At 38.8% G+C, this 18,298-nt stretch carries 16 protein-coding genes; 11 read left to right on the forward strand and 5 right to left on the reverse strand.

Annotated features, from left to right (window positions below; translation table 11 throughout):
* Positions 1 to 990 precede the first annotated feature (990 nt).
* From GKR61_RS08585 to GKR61_RS08605, 6 genes are all read left to right on the forward strand, one after another.
* Positions 991 to 1,266 (forward strand): helix-turn-helix domain-containing protein, encoded by a 276-nt coding sequence (locus GKR61_RS08585; RefSeq protein ID WP_154599859.1) that lies wholly within the window; start codon positions 991 to 993, stop codon positions 1,264 to 1,266.
* A gap of 117 nt (positions 1,267 to 1,383) precedes the next feature.
* Entirely contained in the window at positions 1,384 to 1,896 is a 513-nt protein-coding gene (locus tag GKR61_RS08590) for a fimbrial protein (RefSeq protein ID WP_154599860.1), read from the forward strand.
* Between the two features lie 179 nt (positions 1,897 to 2,075).
* Positions 2,076 to 2,825 (forward strand): fimbrial biogenesis chaperone, encoded by a 750-nt coding sequence (locus GKR61_RS08595; protein ID WP_154599861.1) that lies wholly within the window; start codon positions 2,076 to 2,078, stop codon positions 2,823 to 2,825.
* 15 nt (positions 2,826 to 2,840) lie between these two features.
* Positions 2,841 to 4,829 carry a fimbria/pilus outer membrane usher protein gene (locus tag GKR61_RS08600; RefSeq protein ID WP_255453189.1) on the forward strand — a complete coding sequence of 663 codons (1,989 nt, stop codon included), beginning with the start codon at positions 2,841 to 2,843 and terminating at the stop codon, positions 4,827 to 4,829.
* Entirely contained in the window at positions 4,771 to 5,313 is a 543-nt protein-coding gene (locus GKR61_RS17810; protein WP_255453190.1) for a fimbria/pilus outer membrane usher protein, read from the forward strand. Before GKR61_RS08600 ends, GKR61_RS17810 begins: the two co-directional genes overlap by 59 nt.
* A gap of 7 nt (positions 5,314 to 5,320) precedes the next feature.
* Entirely contained in the window at positions 5,321 to 6,517 is a 1,197-nt protein-coding gene (locus tag GKR61_RS08605; RefSeq protein WP_154599862.1) for a fimbrial protein, read from the forward strand.
* Positions 6,518 to 6,697: 180 nt separating this feature from the next.
* On the opposite strand, the gene GKR61_RS08610 is transcribed toward GKR61_RS08605, so the two are convergent.
* The 3 genes from GKR61_RS08610 to proP form a co-directional block, all read right to left on the reverse strand.
* Entirely contained in the window at positions 6,698 to 7,009 is a 312-nt protein-coding gene (locus GKR61_RS08610; protein WP_154599863.1) for a hypothetical protein, read from the reverse strand.
* A 414-nt stretch (positions 7,010 to 7,423) separates the two neighbouring features.
* Positions 7,424 to 8,860, reverse strand: a complete 1,437-nt coding sequence (gene phrB, locus GKR61_RS08615; protein WP_154599864.1) for a deoxyribodipyrimidine photo-lyase — start codon at positions 8,858 to 8,860, stop codon at positions 7,424 to 7,426.
* A 25-nt stretch (positions 8,861 to 8,885) separates the two neighbouring features.
* Positions 8,886 to 10,388, reverse strand: a complete 1,503-nt coding sequence (gene proP / locus GKR61_RS08620; RefSeq protein WP_036948402.1) for a glycine betaine/L-proline transporter ProP — start codon at positions 10,386 to 10,388, stop codon at positions 8,886 to 8,888.
* A 369-nt stretch (positions 10,389 to 10,757) separates the two neighbouring features.
* Between proP and GKR61_RS08625 the strand changes: the two genes are divergently transcribed.
* Both GKR61_RS08625 and poxB read left to right on the forward strand, forming a co-directional pair.
* Positions 10,758 to 11,726: a 3-oxoacyl-ACP synthase III family protein gene (locus GKR61_RS08625; protein ID WP_154599865.1), complete on the forward strand. Its 969-nt coding sequence runs from the start codon at positions 10,758 to 10,760 to the stop codon at positions 11,724 to 11,726.
* A gap of 300 nt (positions 11,727 to 12,026) precedes the next feature.
* Entirely contained in the window at positions 12,027 to 13,751 is a 1,725-nt protein-coding gene (gene poxB / locus GKR61_RS08630) for a ubiquinone-dependent pyruvate dehydrogenase (protein ID WP_036948406.1), read from the forward strand.
* A gap of 81 nt (positions 13,752 to 13,832) precedes the next feature.
* Here the strand turns inward: poxB and GKR61_RS08635 are convergent, their stop codons facing one another.
* Complete coding sequence (locus GKR61_RS08635; protein WP_154599866.1) at positions 13,833 to 14,750, reverse strand: DNA-3-methyladenine glycosylase family protein; 918 nt, start codon at positions 14,748 to 14,750, stop codon at positions 13,833 to 13,835.
* A gap of 210 nt (positions 14,751 to 14,960) precedes the next feature.
* On the opposite strand from GKR61_RS08635, the gene GKR61_RS08640 reads away from it, so the two are divergent.
* The 3 genes from GKR61_RS08640 to GKR61_RS08650 are packed head-to-tail and all read left to right on the forward strand — an operon-like array spanning position 14,961 to position 16,390.
* Complete coding sequence (locus GKR61_RS08640; RefSeq protein WP_336426616.1) at positions 14,961 to 15,458, forward strand: DUF2569 domain-containing protein; 498 nt, start codon at positions 14,961 to 14,963, stop codon at positions 15,456 to 15,458.
* Positions 15,459 to 15,486: 28 nt separating this feature from the next.
* Positions 15,487 to 15,846, forward strand: a complete 360-nt coding sequence (locus GKR61_RS08645) for a DUF488 domain-containing protein (protein ID WP_036948410.1) — start codon at positions 15,487 to 15,489, stop codon at positions 15,844 to 15,846.
* Between the two features lie 13 nt (positions 15,847 to 15,859).
* A complete protein-coding gene (locus GKR61_RS08650; protein ID WP_108478696.1) occupies positions 15,860 to 16,390 on the forward strand; it encodes a DUF2569 family protein in 531 nt (176 codons plus the stop codon).
* A gap of 48 nt (positions 16,391 to 16,438) precedes the next feature.
* On the opposite strand, the gene GKR61_RS08655 is transcribed toward GKR61_RS08650, so the two are convergent.
* Positions 16,439 to 18,022 (reverse strand): ATP-binding cassette domain-containing protein, encoded by a 1,584-nt coding sequence (locus tag GKR61_RS08655; protein WP_154639732.1) that lies wholly within the window; start codon positions 18,020 to 18,022, stop codon positions 16,439 to 16,441.
* Positions 18,023 to 18,298 lie beyond the last annotated feature (276 nt).

Consider the following 18,298-nt stretch of genomic DNA (forward strand, 5'->3'; position numbering starts at 1 on the left):
AAAAGTGTAGGGAGTACGGATATTTACTATTTTTTCATAGGTTATTACATATTCAGCATGGTGTGTTTCGGTGTTAGTACGGAAAATATTGGTGATGGAGCTGAATGAGCGGTGGATACAGAAAGAATTTAATCATCGATTTAGCTATACGGTATGCAATATAATTTAATAAAAAACAAAGGGTTATAATATTTACTAACCAGATAAGAATAATGGTGAATTGCTACTTAATTTATGTTGGAAATGGAAATGGGTTATTCTATTAATTTTCACTTATATTTTAATTTCTTTATGAACAATTCAGGCAAACTTAAATATATTGAATCCGCTTCTGCGGGGTAGTTATACACCAAAATGGAGTAACTATTGTATTATAAGAATAATAAAAATCATTTACTTATTTTATTGATAATCTGTAATTTATTAACATGAATTATTTTTGATGATTTCAATGTCAGTTATAAAAATAATTTTTAGATTTTTTTATAATTTGTCTGGAAAGTGAAATAAATAAAAGATATGTAAAAATAAGTATTTTTATTATTACATTAACAAAAAATAATTCTTTACTCATTTTTAAATCATTATCTGACGGCTATATTTAGATGTTTTTTAATAAGGATTTAAATTAGGTATATACATGATAGCTATAGCACTCTAAAAATGTAACTAAAATGTTATATATTAGATTATAAAATGAGTTTTTTTGGATTTAATGTCGATATTATAATTTTAAGTAGGTGTTTTATCTTATTTGTCTCGTTTAATTTTATTGATTTAGGTGTTAATTCTGCCTGTGTGTTGTTTTGTAACATTTTGTTTAAATTGATTTTATTTTTGTGAGAATTGTATGGCTAGAACAAGTAATTGCTTAATTTCAATTTACTCTTTAATGAGTGAGGTTATTTGTCTTTAAACTTTAAGTGGGTAATATGTTTGCTATGAACCAGTCTGAATCAAGTCATGAATAATTAATTCAGAGGTACCCTCATGGAAATGGAAAGATATAAATACTCATTGGAAATTGGTCAAAGAATTAAATCACTCAGATTACAAAATGGTTGGAGTGGTGAAGTGTTAGGAAAGATAACAGGAATAAGCCAACAGCAAATCTCGCGTTTCGAACGAGGAATAAATAGACTTGATGTTGAATCATTAGTTAAATTTGCCAATGCATTTAATGTGAGCATCGCAGTTTTATTATCAGATTATGATAAGGCAATTTATGAAAAAAACATATTCATTGCAAATTCTATAGTTATTTAGTTTTCGGAAGTTGTACTAAAGGGATTTAGCTAAAATCTATTTATCAATATAGGTTATTAATTATCCTTATTACTATTAATAAAGGATAGCATTCGTTTTATTCTACAAAGGTCAAATATGAAAAAATCTCTTTTAGTTTTGTTAGTTACATCTTCAATTTCGGCATCAGTTATGGCTGAAAATGGTGTTATTACTTTTAATGGTGAAATTACTGCAACAACTTGCGATATCTCTTCAAGTGAGGGCAGCAAAGATTTCACTGTTACCTTACCTAAAGTCTCAACAACGGCGTTAGCAAATGCTGGGGATATTGCCGGTGTAACACAGTTTGATTTGCTATTATCAAATTGTACTTCAAACGTCGCTGTAGCAGCCAACTTTGAAAATACAACAAATACGGATACTAGCAATGGAAATTTAAATCCAACACAAGGTCCTGCGGGTGTCCAAATTCGTTTAGCTGATGCTGCAGGTACGCAGGCTGTAGTTAATGGCGGTGTAGCAGGACAGACAACTATTGTTAGCGGTAGTGCAACATTACCATTCCAAGCTTACTATTTTGCTAAAACCCCGGTTACTAACGCAGGTGTTGTTGTAGCACAAGTGAACTATTCAATTACATACCCATAAGTGTAGTAATGTCAGAGAAAATACCCTCATGATATAGATAATCAGCAAAGTGGAAATATATTTTCCACTTTGCTGTATTAAAAAATTAATAATGATTTTTAATTAATATAATGATTATTAATTTCAGTACCTCAGGAAAATATTTTTAATAAAGTAGATGATTTCAAGGTTAGGTCATTATGATAACTCAAGCATCAATCAGAAATAAAATTATTTTATTTTTCTCATTATTTGCTATATCAACATCGATTTATGCTAGTGTGATTATAAATGGCACTCGCGTGGTTTATAATGAAAACTCTAAAAGTAAAATTGTACAACTCGTTAATGAAAATAAATGGCCAGCACTTGTTCAAGTGTGGTTGGATAATGGTAACCCCGATGAGCCGCCTGAAAATATTAAAACACCATTTGCTATTACTCCACCTATTTTTAAAATGGGATCAAACTCAGGACAAAATTTACGCATAACCTATCTTGGTGAACCATTACCTAAAAATAAAGAATCCATCTATTATTTAAATATATTAGAAGTTCCACCAGAAAATGAAGATGCGATTGAAAAACAACAAAATACCATGCAAATTGCGATTAGGACGAGAATAAAATTATTTTTTAGACCCGAAGGGATTGGTATGCCTGCGTTAATAAATGAAAAGCTCAAATTTTCATTTGAGAAATCAGAGAAAGGTAATAGGGTTTTAGTAAAAAATGATTCACCATGGTATGTTACTTTACAGGATATTACCATTTCGAATAATTCAAAAAAATTAAAATTAGAAAATAATATGGTGGCGCCATTCTCAACCATTTCACTTGGTAATGAAAATGGTAATTCGATACCGAATGAATTTCTTAACTCTAAAAAAATGAACTACAGCGTAATTAATGATTACGGTGGTGTAGATTCATATGAGTCGAATATATAACAATACGGTATTGATATGAAAATTAAATTAATATTTGCACTTGTATCCTTGAGTTTAGGAATGAGTAGTTTTTCTTTTGCTATTGAACAAATTCAGAATGAAAAAAAATACTCATATAATGAAGGCTTTTTAGTTGGTAATGCAAAGTCTATTTCTATTGACAAAATTTCAGAAGATCAAATTTCTCCTGGAGATTGGTCGGTTGATATTTATCTAAATAATGAATTTATTTATAACAAAAATATTTTATTTTATGAGAATGATAAAGGTCGAGTTATTCCTTGCTTAACTCTAAATGAGATCAATAGCTTTAATATAAAGCCGGAATTTTTGTCGTTAGTGAAATCAAATGGTCAATGTGAAGATCTTTCCGCGCTTTCAAACGATGTAAAAATTAATTTGAAACAAGATGTTTTACGGTTGGATATATTGATTCCTCAAGCAATGATGGAAGAATATGCTCGTGGCTATGTACCCATTAACTCTCTCAATGAAGGAGTCCCTGCACTATTTATGAACTATAACGTCAATGCTTATAGTAGTCGTAGTCATGGTGAGAATGAGCATTCTGCCTATGGAAATATTAATGCAGGACTAAATTTAGGATTATATCGAGTCCGTCATCAATCAAATATTCAATACAACCAAAATGATAAATTTCATCATGAAAGTATTAGAACTTATATTCAACGCGCATTCCCTCAAATTGAGAGTGAATTAACCGTAGGGCAATCATTTACTAGTGGTAGTCTTTTTGACAGTTTTTCCTATACAGGTGCAGAGTTAGCTACCGATAATCGCATGCGACCACAATCTTTACAAGGATTTGCCCCAACAGTTAGAGGAATTGCCAATAGTAATGCGCGAGTAAAAATTATTCAAAATGGTTATACGATCTATGAAACGAACGTATCGCCAGGCGAGTTTGTGATTAATGACCTTTATGCCACGGGTTATGGTGGTGATTTAACCGTAGAAGTAACCGAGGCAAATGGTAGTATCTCAACATATATTGTTCCATTTGCCACAGTTCCTGGTTTATTGAGACCTGGACAGGTTGATTACAGTATTGTGAGTGGTGAATTGCGAGGACCAAACACATCTTCAAATGTATTTGTGCAATCAACCGTGCAATACGGTTTAAATAATATTTTAACTCCATTTGTAGGTATGCAATACACCAATAAATATCAATCAGGAATGCTAGGTTTAGTGGTTAATACTCAAATTGGTGCTTTTAGTTTTGATATGGCTAGCTCAAAGTCTCAATTAAATAACAATGAAACATATAAAGGCACACGAGCTAGGATGACTTGGAATAAAGATATCCAATCTACAAGCACTAACATTGCGTTAGCAGGCTACCGTTATGAATCACAAAATTATTTAAGTTTATATGAGGCAGATACATATCGTGATAGCTATTTATATAACGGTGAATCAATTAACCCAAGGAAAGCTCAATATGTTTTAACCGTCAATCAGAGTCTGGCTTATTACGGTTCCATATATGTGAGTGGGGCACTACAAACTTGGCGTGATAACTTACCAGATAGTAAGCAATTACAAGCTGGCTACATGAATAATTTTAAAGGTATCGGCTATAGTCTTACTTATATGAAATTATATCGTAATGGTGAGCAAGGTAGTGATAACAACTACATGTTGAGTGTCACAATACCGTTTTCTCTTTGGTATCCTGAACAAAATACGGTTTTAAGTAGCTCTGTGACACGTTCTGATTCTAGTGATCGTTGGTCAAATAATACCAGTGTGAGTAGTTCTTTTGGTGAGGACAATTCTATTTCATGGAATGCGACAGCAAGTGATGTTGGTCATTCAAATAGTAATTTTTCAACGAGTATTCAAAAAGAGTTGTCATCAGCTTCGGTGAATGCTGGGTATTCGCAAGGGCGTGATTATAGTTCACTCTCGGCAGGTGCAAATGGCGCATTTGTTATTTACGAGGGGGGGGGGGGCTATCCCTTCACGTTATTTAGGTGATACGTTTGCGATTGTTGAGGCAGAAGGTGGTGAAGGTGCATCTATATCTTCATGGAGTAATATTGTTTTGAATAAGCATGGGCAAGCTGTTGTTCCATCGCTAATGCCATACCAATATAATACTTTATACCTTGATTCTCAAAATATGAGCTCAGATGTTGAGATTGATAATAATATGGCAAAAGTTGCGCCTTACGCTGGAACTGCTGTATTAGTTAAATTTAATACCCAAAAAGGCATTAATATTTCTTATCGAATTTTATTACAAGATAAATCAGCTATACCATTTGGCTCTGATGTCTATGATAGTTCCAATAATAAAATTGGTTTAGTTGGTCAGGGTGGGTTAGTTCATTTTATTTCTCAATCTGATAGTGGCACTATTTTTATTAAATGGGGCGATAAAGAAAACCAACGTTGTAAATTAGATTACAGCATTTCTAATAAAAATACTGTCTTTGATTCTATTTGTTATTTTTATTGAGGTAAACATGTTGATTAATGAAAAAGTGAAATTAATTATGTGTGCAAGCCTAATGTTTACATCTTTCTTGGCTAATGCAATTTGCAGTATAGTAACACCTTTAAATACAGGTGGATTTATTCAAATAGGAACGTCAAACCCAATTACGATTTCTGGATTGCAGTTTCAACCAGCAGGAACGCAATTAAGTCAGGACTATATTTCTGGCGCACAAATGGCAGAAGTATATGGAATCACCGCAGAGACGGTAATATTTCGCTGTGCATTATCAGATGCATCTCAAATTTTTGAAGGTTATTATGTCTTTAGAGCATATGATGAACATTTAACGCCTGCTCAAACCATAGGTGGGATACCGTACTGGGCAATGTGGATTACTGGTGCCAATAACACCCCTATTTCAGGTGTTAACTTTGAATTTTTTTTAGGGAATGGAGTTAGTGCAGGCACTGCATTTAACAATCAGCCGAATAGGACAAAAAGAATTGGGTACGATATTGATCCAAAAAACTCAAATTATATTTTGATAAAAGGGAAGCATTTTTCTGGAGTGACTAACAGACAGGTTCGTTCTAATGTAGCTGTAACGGCCAGCGGTTTTAATCCGGTAATTCCCCCGTATGTAAGAGGGTTTGTTTATTTTAAAGGTCCTGGCATTAACGAGCAAATAGCAGGGAATCTTGGATTTGGTGCCCCTGAAGTATTTTCATTCTTCACAGTAGGATTGCGCGGGACGAGTACAACCGCAGTAAATTCATGCTACATAGAAAAAAATGATACAAATGTACAACTGGGCTCTCATTCTGCTAACGCTTTACCGTCAACGCCAGTTAATTTTTCTGTTACGGTAAAATGCGATGCTGGTTCAACAGGTATATATTATGGTTTTGCACCTGGAATAGAGAATATAAGCAAAAACGTAACGGATGTATTGCTACTTGACTCTAATATGGGGTCTACAGCAAAAGGGGTTGCTATTGAAATTCTTAATTCAAATAACACTAAAATACCACTTTTGAATCTCGCCGCTACAGGAGGTGTTATTTCAAATACAAATAACTGGCAATCATTATCAATACCATCATCAGGAGCAGCGTCCTCAGTCAATGTTGCATTTTCTGCTCGAATTGTTCGATATGGCAGCGAAGCTGTTGTGCCTGGTATTGTACGTAGTAAAGCAACCTTTATGCTAAACAAACACTAATATTTTTAATGCTCTGAATAATTTGAGATTTAGCTAGGTGATAAACTCGTCTAGCTAGCAACTTTGCGACTTAATATATAATAAATACATCCATATAAAATATCATATAAGTATATGGATTAATCCTATAAAATAGATGATTCGGGATATTAAATAAACATCCCGAACATAAATGAATAGTTAATTATAATTTATATTTAAAGTTGGTTTATTGTTGAACTGGCTATATTTCATTTTTAAGAGATTAGAGCTAAGTGTTTTCGCATTTTTCAGCGAACTTGTTTTAGCTAAATTCTGACCATTTCGGTAACATATAAGATCAATCTTTTCGCTATTGCTAATTCTCACGTTACATAGAGGTTCATAGATAGCGCCAGTTATAGTGATAGTGCCACCGCTAGCGGAATTAGCTGCATTAGAAATAGCATAAGCAAACGAAAAACTAGAGATTAGTACCGTAATAACGGTTGCAATTAAGGATAAGTATTTCATGACGGATCTCCTAACTGAGCTAGTTTTATACTTGCCAACTTTCAAGCTGCAGCGACATTTATCACGTAATAGAGGCAATATTTATTTATGCAATTAGCAGTGCTTTGATATCCAGTATGGTTTATTCGCTTGTCGTACTTTGGTATCTCGAGTATTGAGAGTTAATTCAAATACAAGCAAGTTGGCTGTATTGGCTTTCACTTTTAAGTTTAGTCTAAATACGAGTAATTAATATAATCTAAGCTGAAAAATATTTATTATCGCCGTGGTTATAGTAACTAGACGTTACTTTTGGGATGGGTGATATAAAATTTTTATTGTCAAAATTATTTATATCGGTAATGGCGTCGGGTTATAGACGGGTTTTGCAAGAATTCAACGATAAGGGATTGGTTTAAGTTAAATCAATAAAATTTATTCTATTTTTATGCTGTCCCGCTTCCCCGCCTCAAACGCTTCTAACGTCATCAACCTTGCCTGCTTATGGTCAACAATCGGGGTTGGGTAGCTCAGAGAAACTTGGTGAGATTCAGCCCATGTATGGGGTTCGTGAATAAACTTCTCGGGAACATCGCGAAGTTCGGGGAGCCACTCGCGGATAAACGTCCCTTGTGGGTCGAATTTTTTCCCCTGAGTGGTTGGGTTAAAAATACGGAACCACGGTGAGGCATCAACACCCGTTGACGCTGACCATTGCCAGCCGCCATTATTCGCCGCCAAAGTGCCATCAATTAACTGGCTCATAAAGTAGTGTTCCCCTTTGCGCCAATCGACTAGCAAATCCTTGACTAAAAAACTCGCCACAATCATCCGTAGCCGGTTATGCATCCAGCCCGTTTGATTGAGTTGGCGCATGGCGGCATCTACTATCGGGTAGCCTGTTTGCCCGTTTTTCCATGTCGAAAATACAGCATCATCGGGGTTCCATTGAATATGCTGCGTCCATTCAATAAACGGTTGGTGACGACAAAGGCGCGGAAAAGCGACCAATAGATGACTATAAAATTCTCGCCAAATTAATTCATTTAGCCAGCTAAAACCGCCACTTTCTTGGGAGTCAAAAACCTGCGGGTTCTCTGCCAATAAGCGATTCACACATTGGCGAGGCGAAAGCACTCCAAGGGCTAAATAGGGGGATAATTGGCTAGTACCATCAATGGCGGGAATATCTCGGTTGCGTTGGTAATCTTGTACGCGCTCGCTGCAAAACTGCCGTAACTTTGCTAATGCAGCTTGTTCTCCGGCAATAAATTGCGGTGAAATTTCAACGGATTGGTGAGCAAAAAGTGGAAGTGTATTTTCAACGGCTAATGCCGCTTCCCGTGGTTTGGGGGCGGGAAACGAGCGAAAATCACTCATCATCAATTGGCTCAAAAAGGCGCGGCGAAACGGGGTATAGACTTGGTACATATCCCCTTTTTGCGTCGTCACTAAACCTGGCGTAAGTAATAGCGCATCATCATAGGTGAAAATATTCAGATGTTGCGCCTGCTGGCGTAACTGTTCATCTCGCAAGCGTTCATTTAACTCGTACTGGTGATTGAAATATAACCCTGTGGCATTTTGCTGTTGGGCAAAATCCAGCAACCATTTCACGGAATCCGCAAAGGTCGCAGTGGTATGGCAAATCAGGGGAATACCTCGTTTCGCTAAAGCGTGTTGTAGCTCCACCAGGTTTTGATGCAAAAAGGCAATTTGCCTTGGTGATACGTTGTGAGTTGCCCACTGTTCTGGCGTCGCAATATAGACGCCAATCACAGTGGCAGTAGGATCCTCACAAGCAAAGGTAAGCGCTTTATTATCGGTGACTCGTAGATCGTTGCGAAACCAAACTAAGTGACAAGCCGACATCGCTTTCCTCGCTATTTTTTAAGGGTTAATCTAATTTTGGGTGCTGGTTGATTAGCGATTGACGCTGTTTTTCCAGCTCAGCAATTTGTTGTTCGATATCTTCAACTTTCTGTTCGATATTGTCAAAATGCTCACTCAAAATTTCTTTTGCTTCCGCTTTATCTGAGGCTGCAGGCGTTGCACCACGTAGTGGTTTATTAGCTGTTTCTGGCATTCTAATACCGGTATACAGACCAATCAATGCAATGACTATCAGATAATATGCAGGCATATACAAGTCATTAGTCGCTTCAACTAACCATGCCGCCGCTGTTGGTGTTGCACCCGCAATTAATACCGAAATATTAAAAGCGATGGCTAATGCGCTATAACGAATATGGGTAGGGAAAATAGCCGGTAAAATCGATGCCATCACCCCTGTAAAGCAGTTGAGTAATACCGCAAGAATCAACAATCCGACAAAAATTAAGCCAACAGAACCGCTATTAATCATCATAAATGCGGGGTAAGCCAACACAATTAACCCCACGCTGCCCATGATAACGAAAGGTCGGCGACCAATTTTGTCACTGGCTAAACCAATGATTGGCTGTACAAACAGCATACCAATCATAATGGCGATAATAATCAACACACCGTGGTCGGTTGAGTAGTTCAAATTATGGGATAAATAGCTCGGCATATAGGTCAGCAGCATATAGTACGTCACGTTAGTGGCGATAACTAAGCCGACACAAATCATCAAGCTTTTCCAATATTTAGATGCAACTTCACGGAAAGAGACTTTCGGTGGATTCTGGATATTGGCTTTGTCTTGCTGCTCTAAACTTTCAATATGTTGCTGGAATGCAGGGGTTTCTTCCAATGAATGACGTAAATAGAGACCGATAATACCTAGCGGTAAGGCTAAGAAGAACGGAATTCTCCATCCCCAATCGTGGAAGTTAGCTTCACCGACAAGGCTTGAAATCAGCACGACGACACCCGCACCCATCACAAAACCTGCGATAGAACCGAAGTCTAACCAGCTGCCCATAAAGCCACGTTTACGGTCTGGGGAATACTCAGCAACAAAGATAGCAGCACCAGAGTATTCACCACCCACGGAGAAACCTTGAGCCAGTTTAGCGAGCAGTAATAAGATAGGCGCCCAAATACCAATTCTCTCATATGATGGGATCAGACCGATACAGAAGGTACTGATTGCCATAATAATAATGGTCATGGACAATACTTTTTGTCGGCCGTATTTATCCCCGAGAATACCGAAGACAACGCCCCCAAGGGGTCTAACCAAGAAAGGCACGGAGAAAGTGGCTAACGCCGCAATCATCTGAACGCTCGGTGATGCGTCCGGAAAGAAGACTTGACCCAGTACATAGGCTAAGAAGCCGTAAACACCGAAGTCGAACCATTCCATCGCATTACCCAGCGAAGCCGCTGTGATTGCTTTTTTCAATTTTCCATCATCAATAATTGTAATATCGTTGATATTTAATGGTTTTTCTTTTTTCTTTCTGAGCTTCATGGAACCATCCTCTTATTTGAATTTTAAGATGTGGGTTTCCCGATCCGATTTGCTCGGACAATCTGCAAATAATGAAAATTAGTATGGATAATTAAATGCAGTATCTAAACTAATTGAATGGAAATTTATTGATTAATAAGCTTGTTGAATAAGCTATATCAAGTTTTTATAACGAAGTGTATTGATAGGGAAATACTTATTTATTGTGTTTTTAAAATAAAGCAAAAATGTCACCTTTAGATAGTCAAATATGATCCAATAATACAATAATATCGACAAAATGTAAAATGCGGTGGTTTGTGTCGATTGTTTTTTATTAATTGGTGGGTTATACCTTGTGGGTAAACTAATACAGATAAGGGAAATGCAATGAATGAGGCAATAAAAATTTCATCTATTCATATCTACCATCCTGAAAATATTAGGAATAACCAATATTATTTTGATAAGTATCCAAATGTCAAAAATTTACCGGAATTATTGAATGATTTTGGGCAGAAGCAGCGATATATCACGATCCAGCCTGATGAAAATGCGTTGACGATGTCGATTAATGCATTAGCCCCAATTAGTGATAAAGATATCGATGTTTTGATATTTGCCTCAACGACGATGGAATATTTGTCACCACTTAATGCCCTATATTTACATCATCATTTAGCCTTAAAAAATGAGTGTGTATGTATTGATATTAACGGTAATTGCCTCGGAATGTTAATGGCGTTAGAGCAGGCTGCGATCATACTAAAGATGAAAAAAACAGCTAAAAAAGCCCTTATTGTTGCCTCGGACCATCTTTCAAATCTATGTAATCAAAATGAGCTATTCCCATCAGTTCTCTTTGGGGATGCAGCAGTTGCTATGACATTAGAAAAAGTACAAAACGGGACAAGCTCTGGTTTGATGGATAGCTTTTATTATACGGATTCGAGTTTTTGCCGGGAGACTCGTTTTCCTAAGCATGGTTTTTCACAGAGCCAAAATATGCAAGATGAGAAAATTTACTGGGGTAAATTTACAACAAAAGAGTGTTTGCCTCATGCTATTTATCACATTGACAAATTATTAAAAAATAATGGGTTAACTATTGATGATATAAGTTGTTTTTTCTTTTCTCAGGTAATGAAAAGCAATATTTCAGAATTGGCAGAAGAATTAAATATTCCTAATAAAAAAATAGAATATATTGCGGATGAATATGGTTATACAGGGGCAACCAGCCCATTTATTGCTTATTATTGCCACCAGAAAAAGAATTTACTCCGTGATGAAGATATTGTCTTATTTTGGACGTTAGGTGCAGGTTATCAATTTGGAATCGTTCTTTGGAAAATATAAAGATATTTATGACTTTCGATGCGCGCAAAATAAACGGGATTTTGCTGGGTTGTTCATAACTGAAACTAACCCTCTTTTTACGACCTTAAATTTGTCCTGTTATCTCATTCTTCTTTCGATATTCGCGGATGAATATCTTGTTCTGTTTTTGAATGTACTGCATTGGTAGGAATGGGGAATCGATTTAGTTAGAATCAAATACATATTATTAAGCGTATTTGAAAATTAGCACCTCTTGTTAAATATGTCATTGTTAACAAGAATACATTGAATTTAATCCGACTTAAAAAGAGTGCCATTATGAAAAAACAGAGTATTGCATCCTATATTGCGAAAGTACTGGATAACGCAGGTGTTAAGCGCATCTGGGGAGTCACTGGGGACTCATTAAACGGTTTAACGGATAGTTTACGTAAGCAAGGGGCTATTGAGTGGTTAGGCACCCGTCATGAAGAAGTGGCTGCATTTGCCGCGGGCGCAGAAGCGCAACTAACGGGCGAGCTAGCGGTGTGCGCGGGGTCTTGTGGACCCGGTAACATGCACTTAATCAACGGGTTGTATGATTGCCATCGTAACCGTGTACCTGTATTAGCCATTGCTGCACATATCCCATCGAGTGAAATCGGTAGTAATTACTTCCAAGAAACCCACCCAACAGAACTGTTCCGTGAATGTAGCCACTATTGTGAAATGGTAACTAACCCTGAGCAAATTCAACAAGTTCTGGGTATTGCGATGCGTAAAGCGATCCTGAATAAAGGCGTTTCCGTTGTCGTTATACCGGGTGATATCGCCCTGAAAGATGCACCAGAATCGGCGAAAGAAGAGTGGTATCAGCCACAAGCACCTTTGATCATGCCTCAGCGCCCTGAAATTGAAAAACTAGCAGAAGCATTGAATCAGTCAGAAAATATCACATTGTTCTGCGGTAATGGTTGTGCTGGCGCTCATGATGAAGTGGTGAAACTAGCAGAAACCTTGAATGCACCAGTGGTACATGCGCTGCGTGGTAAAGAGCATATTGAGTGGGATAACCCAAATAGCGTGGGCATGACGGGGTTAATCGGTTTCTCATCTGGCTACCACGCGATGATGAATGCGGATACCGTTGTATTGCTAGGCACCCAATTCCCGTATCGTCCGTTCTACCCAACTGATGCGAAAATTATTCAGATTGACCTGAATGCCGGAAGCTTAGGCTCCCATTGTCATATTGATATGGGGCTAATCGGGGATATTAAGGCGACATTGACTGCCTTACAGCCACATTTAACGGCGAAACAGAACCGCAAACATTTGGATGGCGCACTGAAGCACTATGCCGAGGCGCGTAAAGGGTTGGATGATTTGGCTAAGCCGGGTCATGAAGGGTTGATCCATCCACAATATTTAGCTACCAAATTGAGCGAGTTGGCGAACGACGACACTATCTTTACCTGCGATGTGGGCACACCAACGGTGTGGGCTGCGCGTTACTTAAAAATGAATGGTAAACGTCGTCTGATCGGTTCGTTTAACCACGGCTCGATGGCCAACGCAATGCCGCAAGCGATTGGTGCGCAAGCTGTTGATAAAAATCGCCAAGTGGTTGCGATGTGTGGTGATGGCGGTTTCAGTATGTTGATGGGTGACTTTATCTCACTGTCGCAGATGAAATTACCAGTAAAAATCATCATTCATAACAACGGTGTGTTGGGCTTTGTAGCGATGGAAATGAAGGTTGCAGGCTTTATGACTGCGGGCACCGATTTACAGAATCCAAACTTTGCTGCGATTGCCAATGCGGCAGGTATCAAAGGCATTCGCGTTGAGAAAAGTGAAGATCTGGACGGTGCGCTGAAAGAAGCTTTTGCCCATGATGGTCCAGTTGTTGTGGATGTATTGACGGCGAAGCAAGAGCTTTCAATGCCTCCGGAAATTGAAGCGCAAGAAGCCAAAGGCTTTAGCTTATATATGTTGAAGGCGATTATGAGCGGTCGTGGTGATGAGGTGGTGCAATTGGTGAAAACCAACTGGTTGCGTTAATTGTTATCTAATCGAGTAGCACCCTAAAATTAGTATCATAAATAAATCCCCAATTCGGTGTACTGGATTGGGGATTTTTGTTTAATAACCCGCAGCAGATTGGCTGCGCCAAAGGTGGGCTGCAACCAGTGCTCGCCACGGTGCAAATTGGGCTAGCCATTGCTGGGTTTCTTTCGCGGATGGTTGCGCATCTTGAACTAATAAAGTTTGTAGATTGCGCCGCACGGCAACATCCCCATGCAGGGAGCCATCTAGGTAATTAAATCCCCGCAGGAGACCATAGCTGACAGTCCAAGGCCCAATGCCTTTGATGGCTAGCAATTTTTCGGTGACATCATGGACATTTTCGGGGGTAACGGCGTTGTCTAAGTCTAATTCACCCGCTTGAATAGCGTTACAAAGCCCGCGTAAGGCGATGATTTTTCCAAGAGAAAACCCCGCTTGTCGTAAAATTTCATCGTCCACATTGATGACTGAGGTAACGGTAGGAAAGCACCAAATTCCTGATGAGTGCTGTTGCCCAACAGCTTGAATAAAACGTCGGCGGATGGCGATGGCAGCAAGAACACTAATTTGTTGACCGATAATGGCCCATACGAGCGCTTCAAACGTGGTGGCGGATTGATACACTCGCATACCTCGCTGTGGCGCAATCAGTTTACCGAGTATTGGGTGGGTAAGGTATTTTTCTTCAAATTGCTCAACGGGTTGATTCAATCCGAGTAAATGAATCGCAAGTGTGTGTAGCTCATTTAAGGAAGGCGAGGTTTCTGCATTATCAACATCAAGCTGCAATATTGCTTGTTTATTGTCAGTGGCTTGGTCGTTAATGGATAGGTGAATTTGCGCAGCACGTTCCTGCCAGATAATCCCTTTGCGCAAGGTGTTTTTTTCAACAATCTCAGCGATATTTTGCGGATCTCGCAAGTGAAAAGCAAAAAAATCATCAATACGATAATAAGGTGGCAGTGATATAGAAACAGATTGTGTTGATGCCATAGTTCGTCTTCTTCTGATTTATGCTCATTTTTGGTTAAATTTTGACAAAAAACGTCAAACGCTACATTTTTAGCCGTTAGAGTATGTTAGCTTAGCAAAAAGGTGACTCAGATAATCATGTGCTAATTTAGCTTGCTCATATCTATTCAGCAAATTCTTGCGCAAATCGATGAGCAGATTAACTGCATAAATTAAATCAAGGATGTGAAGGTGAACGCAGTAAATAATGAAATGCCTCCTGTACCAAAACCTAAGCCTGAATTAAATGGTATCGGTGGATGGTTGATTTTCCCATTACTTGGGGTGATTTTTTCGGCACTATTTATGCCGTTTAGACTTTGGCATCATAATCAAGAAGTGATTGAATATTGGAGTGAATTGACGTCACCGGGTTCAGACTATTTCATTCCGCTATTCAAAGAAGTGATATATTTTGAAATGGTTGGTAATGCGATTATTTACGGTACAGTCTTGTATCTTTGTTATCTCTTTTTCACTAAGAAAAAATTAATTATTAAGGTGTATGCCTTTTTTCAAATTTTTTCATTGGCTGTGATGGTTTTTGATTTGGTGCTTGCCAATCAATTGTTAGACCTCGAAATAGATTCCAATGATATTCGTGAATTGATACGAGGATTATTTGGTTGTTTCGTTTGGGTGCCTTACTTTTTTGTCTCTGTGCGTGTTCGCAATACTTTTATTAATTAGTGAACCCCAATGACCGTGGAGCCTGCTAATGATTTACTGTAAACGAGTCTATGACCCTTGTAGTCCTCAGGATGGCTATCGCATCTTGGTGGATAGGCTGTGGCCTCGAGGGATCAAAAAGGTGGATTTGCAGTGTGATGAATGGAACAAAGCGGTTGCGCCCTCCAATGAATTGCGCAAATGGTTTCATCAACATACTGACCAGTTTGAGCAGTTTGTGACGAAATATCAGCAAGAACTTCAGCAAAATGATGAATGGTGTGCTGTATTTACGAAGGCGCAACAAGGAGATATCACGTTGTTATATAGCGCGAAAGATACGCAACATAATCAGGCGTTGGTTCTGAAAGCATTTATCGAAGAAAAACTCAAAGAGCGTAAAGAATAAAAAGGTTATTACTATGGATGTGAATTTATCATCTAATCCCGAATCATTGCCCGCGGCTCAAATACCTGCGCAGAGTCATACTAAACCTCAAAAATTCTTCCAAGGGATTGGAGGCTGGCTGATTTTACCTCTGTTAGGTCAACTGTATATGCTGGGTAATTTGGTCAAAATGATGGTGAATGATATTTCTGAGGTTCAAGGTGCTTGGTCGTTGGCAACGAATCCAGCATCGGACTTTTATATGTCAGGGTTTGCCTCTGGTTTTTATGCTGTACAGTTCAGCCTTGGGGTAATTATCGCATTAATGGTGGGGTCGTTAATTGCGGTGGTTAAAAAGAAAGCTATGGTTAAGTGGTTGTTTATCATTACGATGATGCTCTATGTCGTGGTAATTGGCGCCTCGCGCATCGCTTTTCCCGTCGCGTTTCACCTCGAAATCGACTATAGCTACATTACTAGCTTTTTTAATGGCAGTTTTTATTGCTTGATTTGGGTTCCTTATTTTCTGGTTTCTGCCCGCGTTAAAAATACCTTTGTGAATTAAAGAAAGGGCTGCGAAGCACAGCCCGCACAGTTAACTATCTAACCTTTATTAACCACCTAGTTGTAAATCATGGGTAATATTGCACTGTTCCACGAATGCTTCATCGTGAGAAACCAATAATAGTGTCCCTTGGTAATCCCGTAATAGCCCTTCCAATAGCTGTTTTGAATCTAAATCTAAGTGATTGTCTGGCTCATCGAGCAGTAAAACAGCGGGAGGATAAGGGCTATGCGTCAGAGCTAGGAGCGTCGCTTTGAGCTGCTCACCACCACTAAGCTGGCGCAATGGTAGTAACGATTTATCTCCTCGAATACGCAACATACCCAATTGAGTTCTCCAGTGCTCTACGGAAATTGCTGGTTGATATTGATAGAGAGCTTCGGCAACTGGTAACGATTTATCCAAAAGATTCAGATGTTGGTCTAAATAGCAAAAAGCACCGCTAATGCGGGATTCCCCAGAAAGTGCCTGCAACTTATTTGCCAACACTTTCAATAAGGTGGATTTCCCCGAGCCATTGCGTCCTTGAATATGCCAATGCTCACCGCTATAGGCAGTGAACGAGAGTGGCGCAGTTTGCCCATAAGGTAGCTTTAATTGGGAGACAAAAATGCGCATTTTCCCACCTTCGCTTTGGTAATTGAGTACCATTTTTTGAGGTTGAATATGGCTGACTTTGTCTTGATTTTGCTGATGTTGATGTTGTAATTCGCCTAATACTCGCTGGTGACGCTCTGCCACATTGGATTGTCTTTTTTCGGCTCTGTTTTTCTGCATATCGAGCAACAGTAAGGATTGAGAACCGCCATAGCGAATATTTTCGCCTTGCTTACGTCGTTGAGCGGCTTTTTGTAGGTTGGCTTGCTGCTGTTTTTTCTCTTGGCGAATTTGTTTTTCGAGTTGTTCGCCTTCCGCTTCAATAGCGTTGATAGCAAAGGTTTTCTGCTCATCATACAGGGTGTAATTTCCGCCGTATTCCACTAAGCCTTTATCGGTTAATTCAAAAATTGCGTCCATCTCTTCGAGAAGATGCCGGTTATGGCTGATGACTAAACAGCCGGCTTTGTGCTGACTGAGTTTTTCACTTAGCCATTGGCGTCCTTGTTGGTCAAGATGGTTGTCGGGTTCGTCGAGCAAAAGAAAGTGGTCAGGATGTAAAAATGCACGACATAGCGCTAAGCGAGTGCGTTCACCGCCGCTCAGTTGTTCAATAGCGGCATCCATTGATGCCGTTAGCTGCGCAGACGCTAACAGTGTTTCCCATGTTGCGGGTAGATGCCAATTATCTTCCGTTAGCTCGAAATCGGTCATGGTGCCGCGACCTTGTTCAATGCGCGAAAAAGCTTGCCAAAGTGCATCAATGCCTAGCGCTTGAGCAAGGGTGTCGCCCGTTAAGCGGTTGAGTTGATCCACATGAATTATCGGTAAATGCCAATCAACTTTGCCGTGAGTTGGAGTGAGTTGTCGGGCAAGTAATCGCATTAATACGGATTTTCCACGACCATTGTGACCAATCAGCGCATTTTTTTGGCTAAATAAGCTACCACTCAATGGCGGAAAGAGTGTGGACTGAGCGAACTCGACGGTTAATTGTGAAAAATGGCACGCGAGAGCTGGGTTAGCTATTGTCATAGAGACCTCCAAATAGAGGGGCAGACAATGTTACGCTATCTTTCGCACGATCATTTTTCGAAGCATTTTCTTTTAAAAAGCATATTTCGAAAAAGAAGCGATGAAAACTGTGTCTGCCAAGAACAGAAAAATAATGACCTTAAACAAGGCATTGTGGATATTTTCTGGCAGTACTTAGTTCATCGTCGGAAAGGCTCATTTTAAAAGGGGCAAAATTGCGGGTGAATTATAAACAGGATTGCGAGGTGGAAGCAAGCATGGGTTGTATGAAAAGTA

Origin of the sequence: Providencia sp. wls1916 (genome assembly GCF_009706585.1) — a bacterium.
Lineage (GTDB): Bacteria > Pseudomonadota > Gammaproteobacteria > Enterobacterales > Enterobacteriaceae > Providencia > Providencia lanzhouensis.

Excerpts from the sequence above, each read along its gene's own strand:
- GKR61_RS08585 (WP_154599859.1), top strand. The coding sequence starts at position 991 with ATGGAAATGGAAAGATATAAATACTCATTGGAAATTGGTCAAAGAATT.
- GKR61_RS08590 (WP_154599860.1), top strand. The coding sequence starts at position 1,384 with ATGAAAAAATCTCTTTTAGTTTTGTTAGTTACATCTTCAATTTCGGCA.
- GKR61_RS08595 (WP_154599861.1), top strand. The coding sequence starts at position 2,076 with ATGATAACTCAAGCATCAATCAGAAATAAAATTATTTTATTTTTCTCA.
- GKR61_RS08600 (WP_255453189.1), top strand. The coding sequence starts at position 2,841 with ATGAAAATTAAATTAATATTTGCACTTGTATCCTTGAGTTTAGGAATG.
- GKR61_RS17810 (WP_255453190.1), top strand. The coding sequence starts at position 4,771 with ATGGCGCATTTGTTATTTACGAGGGGGGGGGGGGCTATCCCTTCACGT.
- GKR61_RS08605 (WP_154599862.1), top strand. The coding sequence starts at position 5,321 with ATGTTGATTAATGAAAAAGTGAAATTAATTATGTGTGCAAGCCTAATG.
- GKR61_RS08610 (WP_154599863.1), bottom strand. The coding sequence starts at position 7,009 with ATGAAATACTTATCCTTAATTGCAACCGTTATTACGGTACTAATCTCT.
- phrB (WP_154599864.1), bottom strand. The coding sequence starts at position 8,860 with ATGTCGGCTTGTCACTTAGTTTGGTTTCGCAACGATCTACGAGTCACC.
- proP (WP_036948402.1), bottom strand. The coding sequence starts at position 10,388 with ATGAAGCTCAGAAAGAAAAAAGAAAAACCATTAAATATCAACGATATT.
- GKR61_RS08625 (WP_154599865.1), top strand. The coding sequence starts at position 10,758 with ATGAATGAGGCAATAAAAATTTCATCTATTCATATCTACCATCCTGAA.
- poxB (WP_036948406.1), top strand. The coding sequence starts at position 12,027 with ATGAAAAAACAGAGTATTGCATCCTATATTGCGAAAGTACTGGATAAC.
- GKR61_RS08635 (WP_154599866.1), bottom strand. The coding sequence starts at position 14,750 with ATGGCATCAACACAATCTGTTTCTATATCACTGCCACCTTATTATCGT.
- GKR61_RS08645 (WP_036948410.1), top strand. The coding sequence starts at position 15,487 with ATGATTTACTGTAAACGAGTCTATGACCCTTGTAGTCCTCAGGATGGC.
- GKR61_RS08650 (WP_108478696.1), top strand. The coding sequence starts at position 15,860 with ATGGATGTGAATTTATCATCTAATCCCGAATCATTGCCCGCGGCTCAA.
- GKR61_RS08655 (WP_154639732.1), bottom strand. The coding sequence starts at position 18,022 with ATGACAATAGCTAACCCAGCTCTCGCGTGCCATTTTTCACAATTAACC.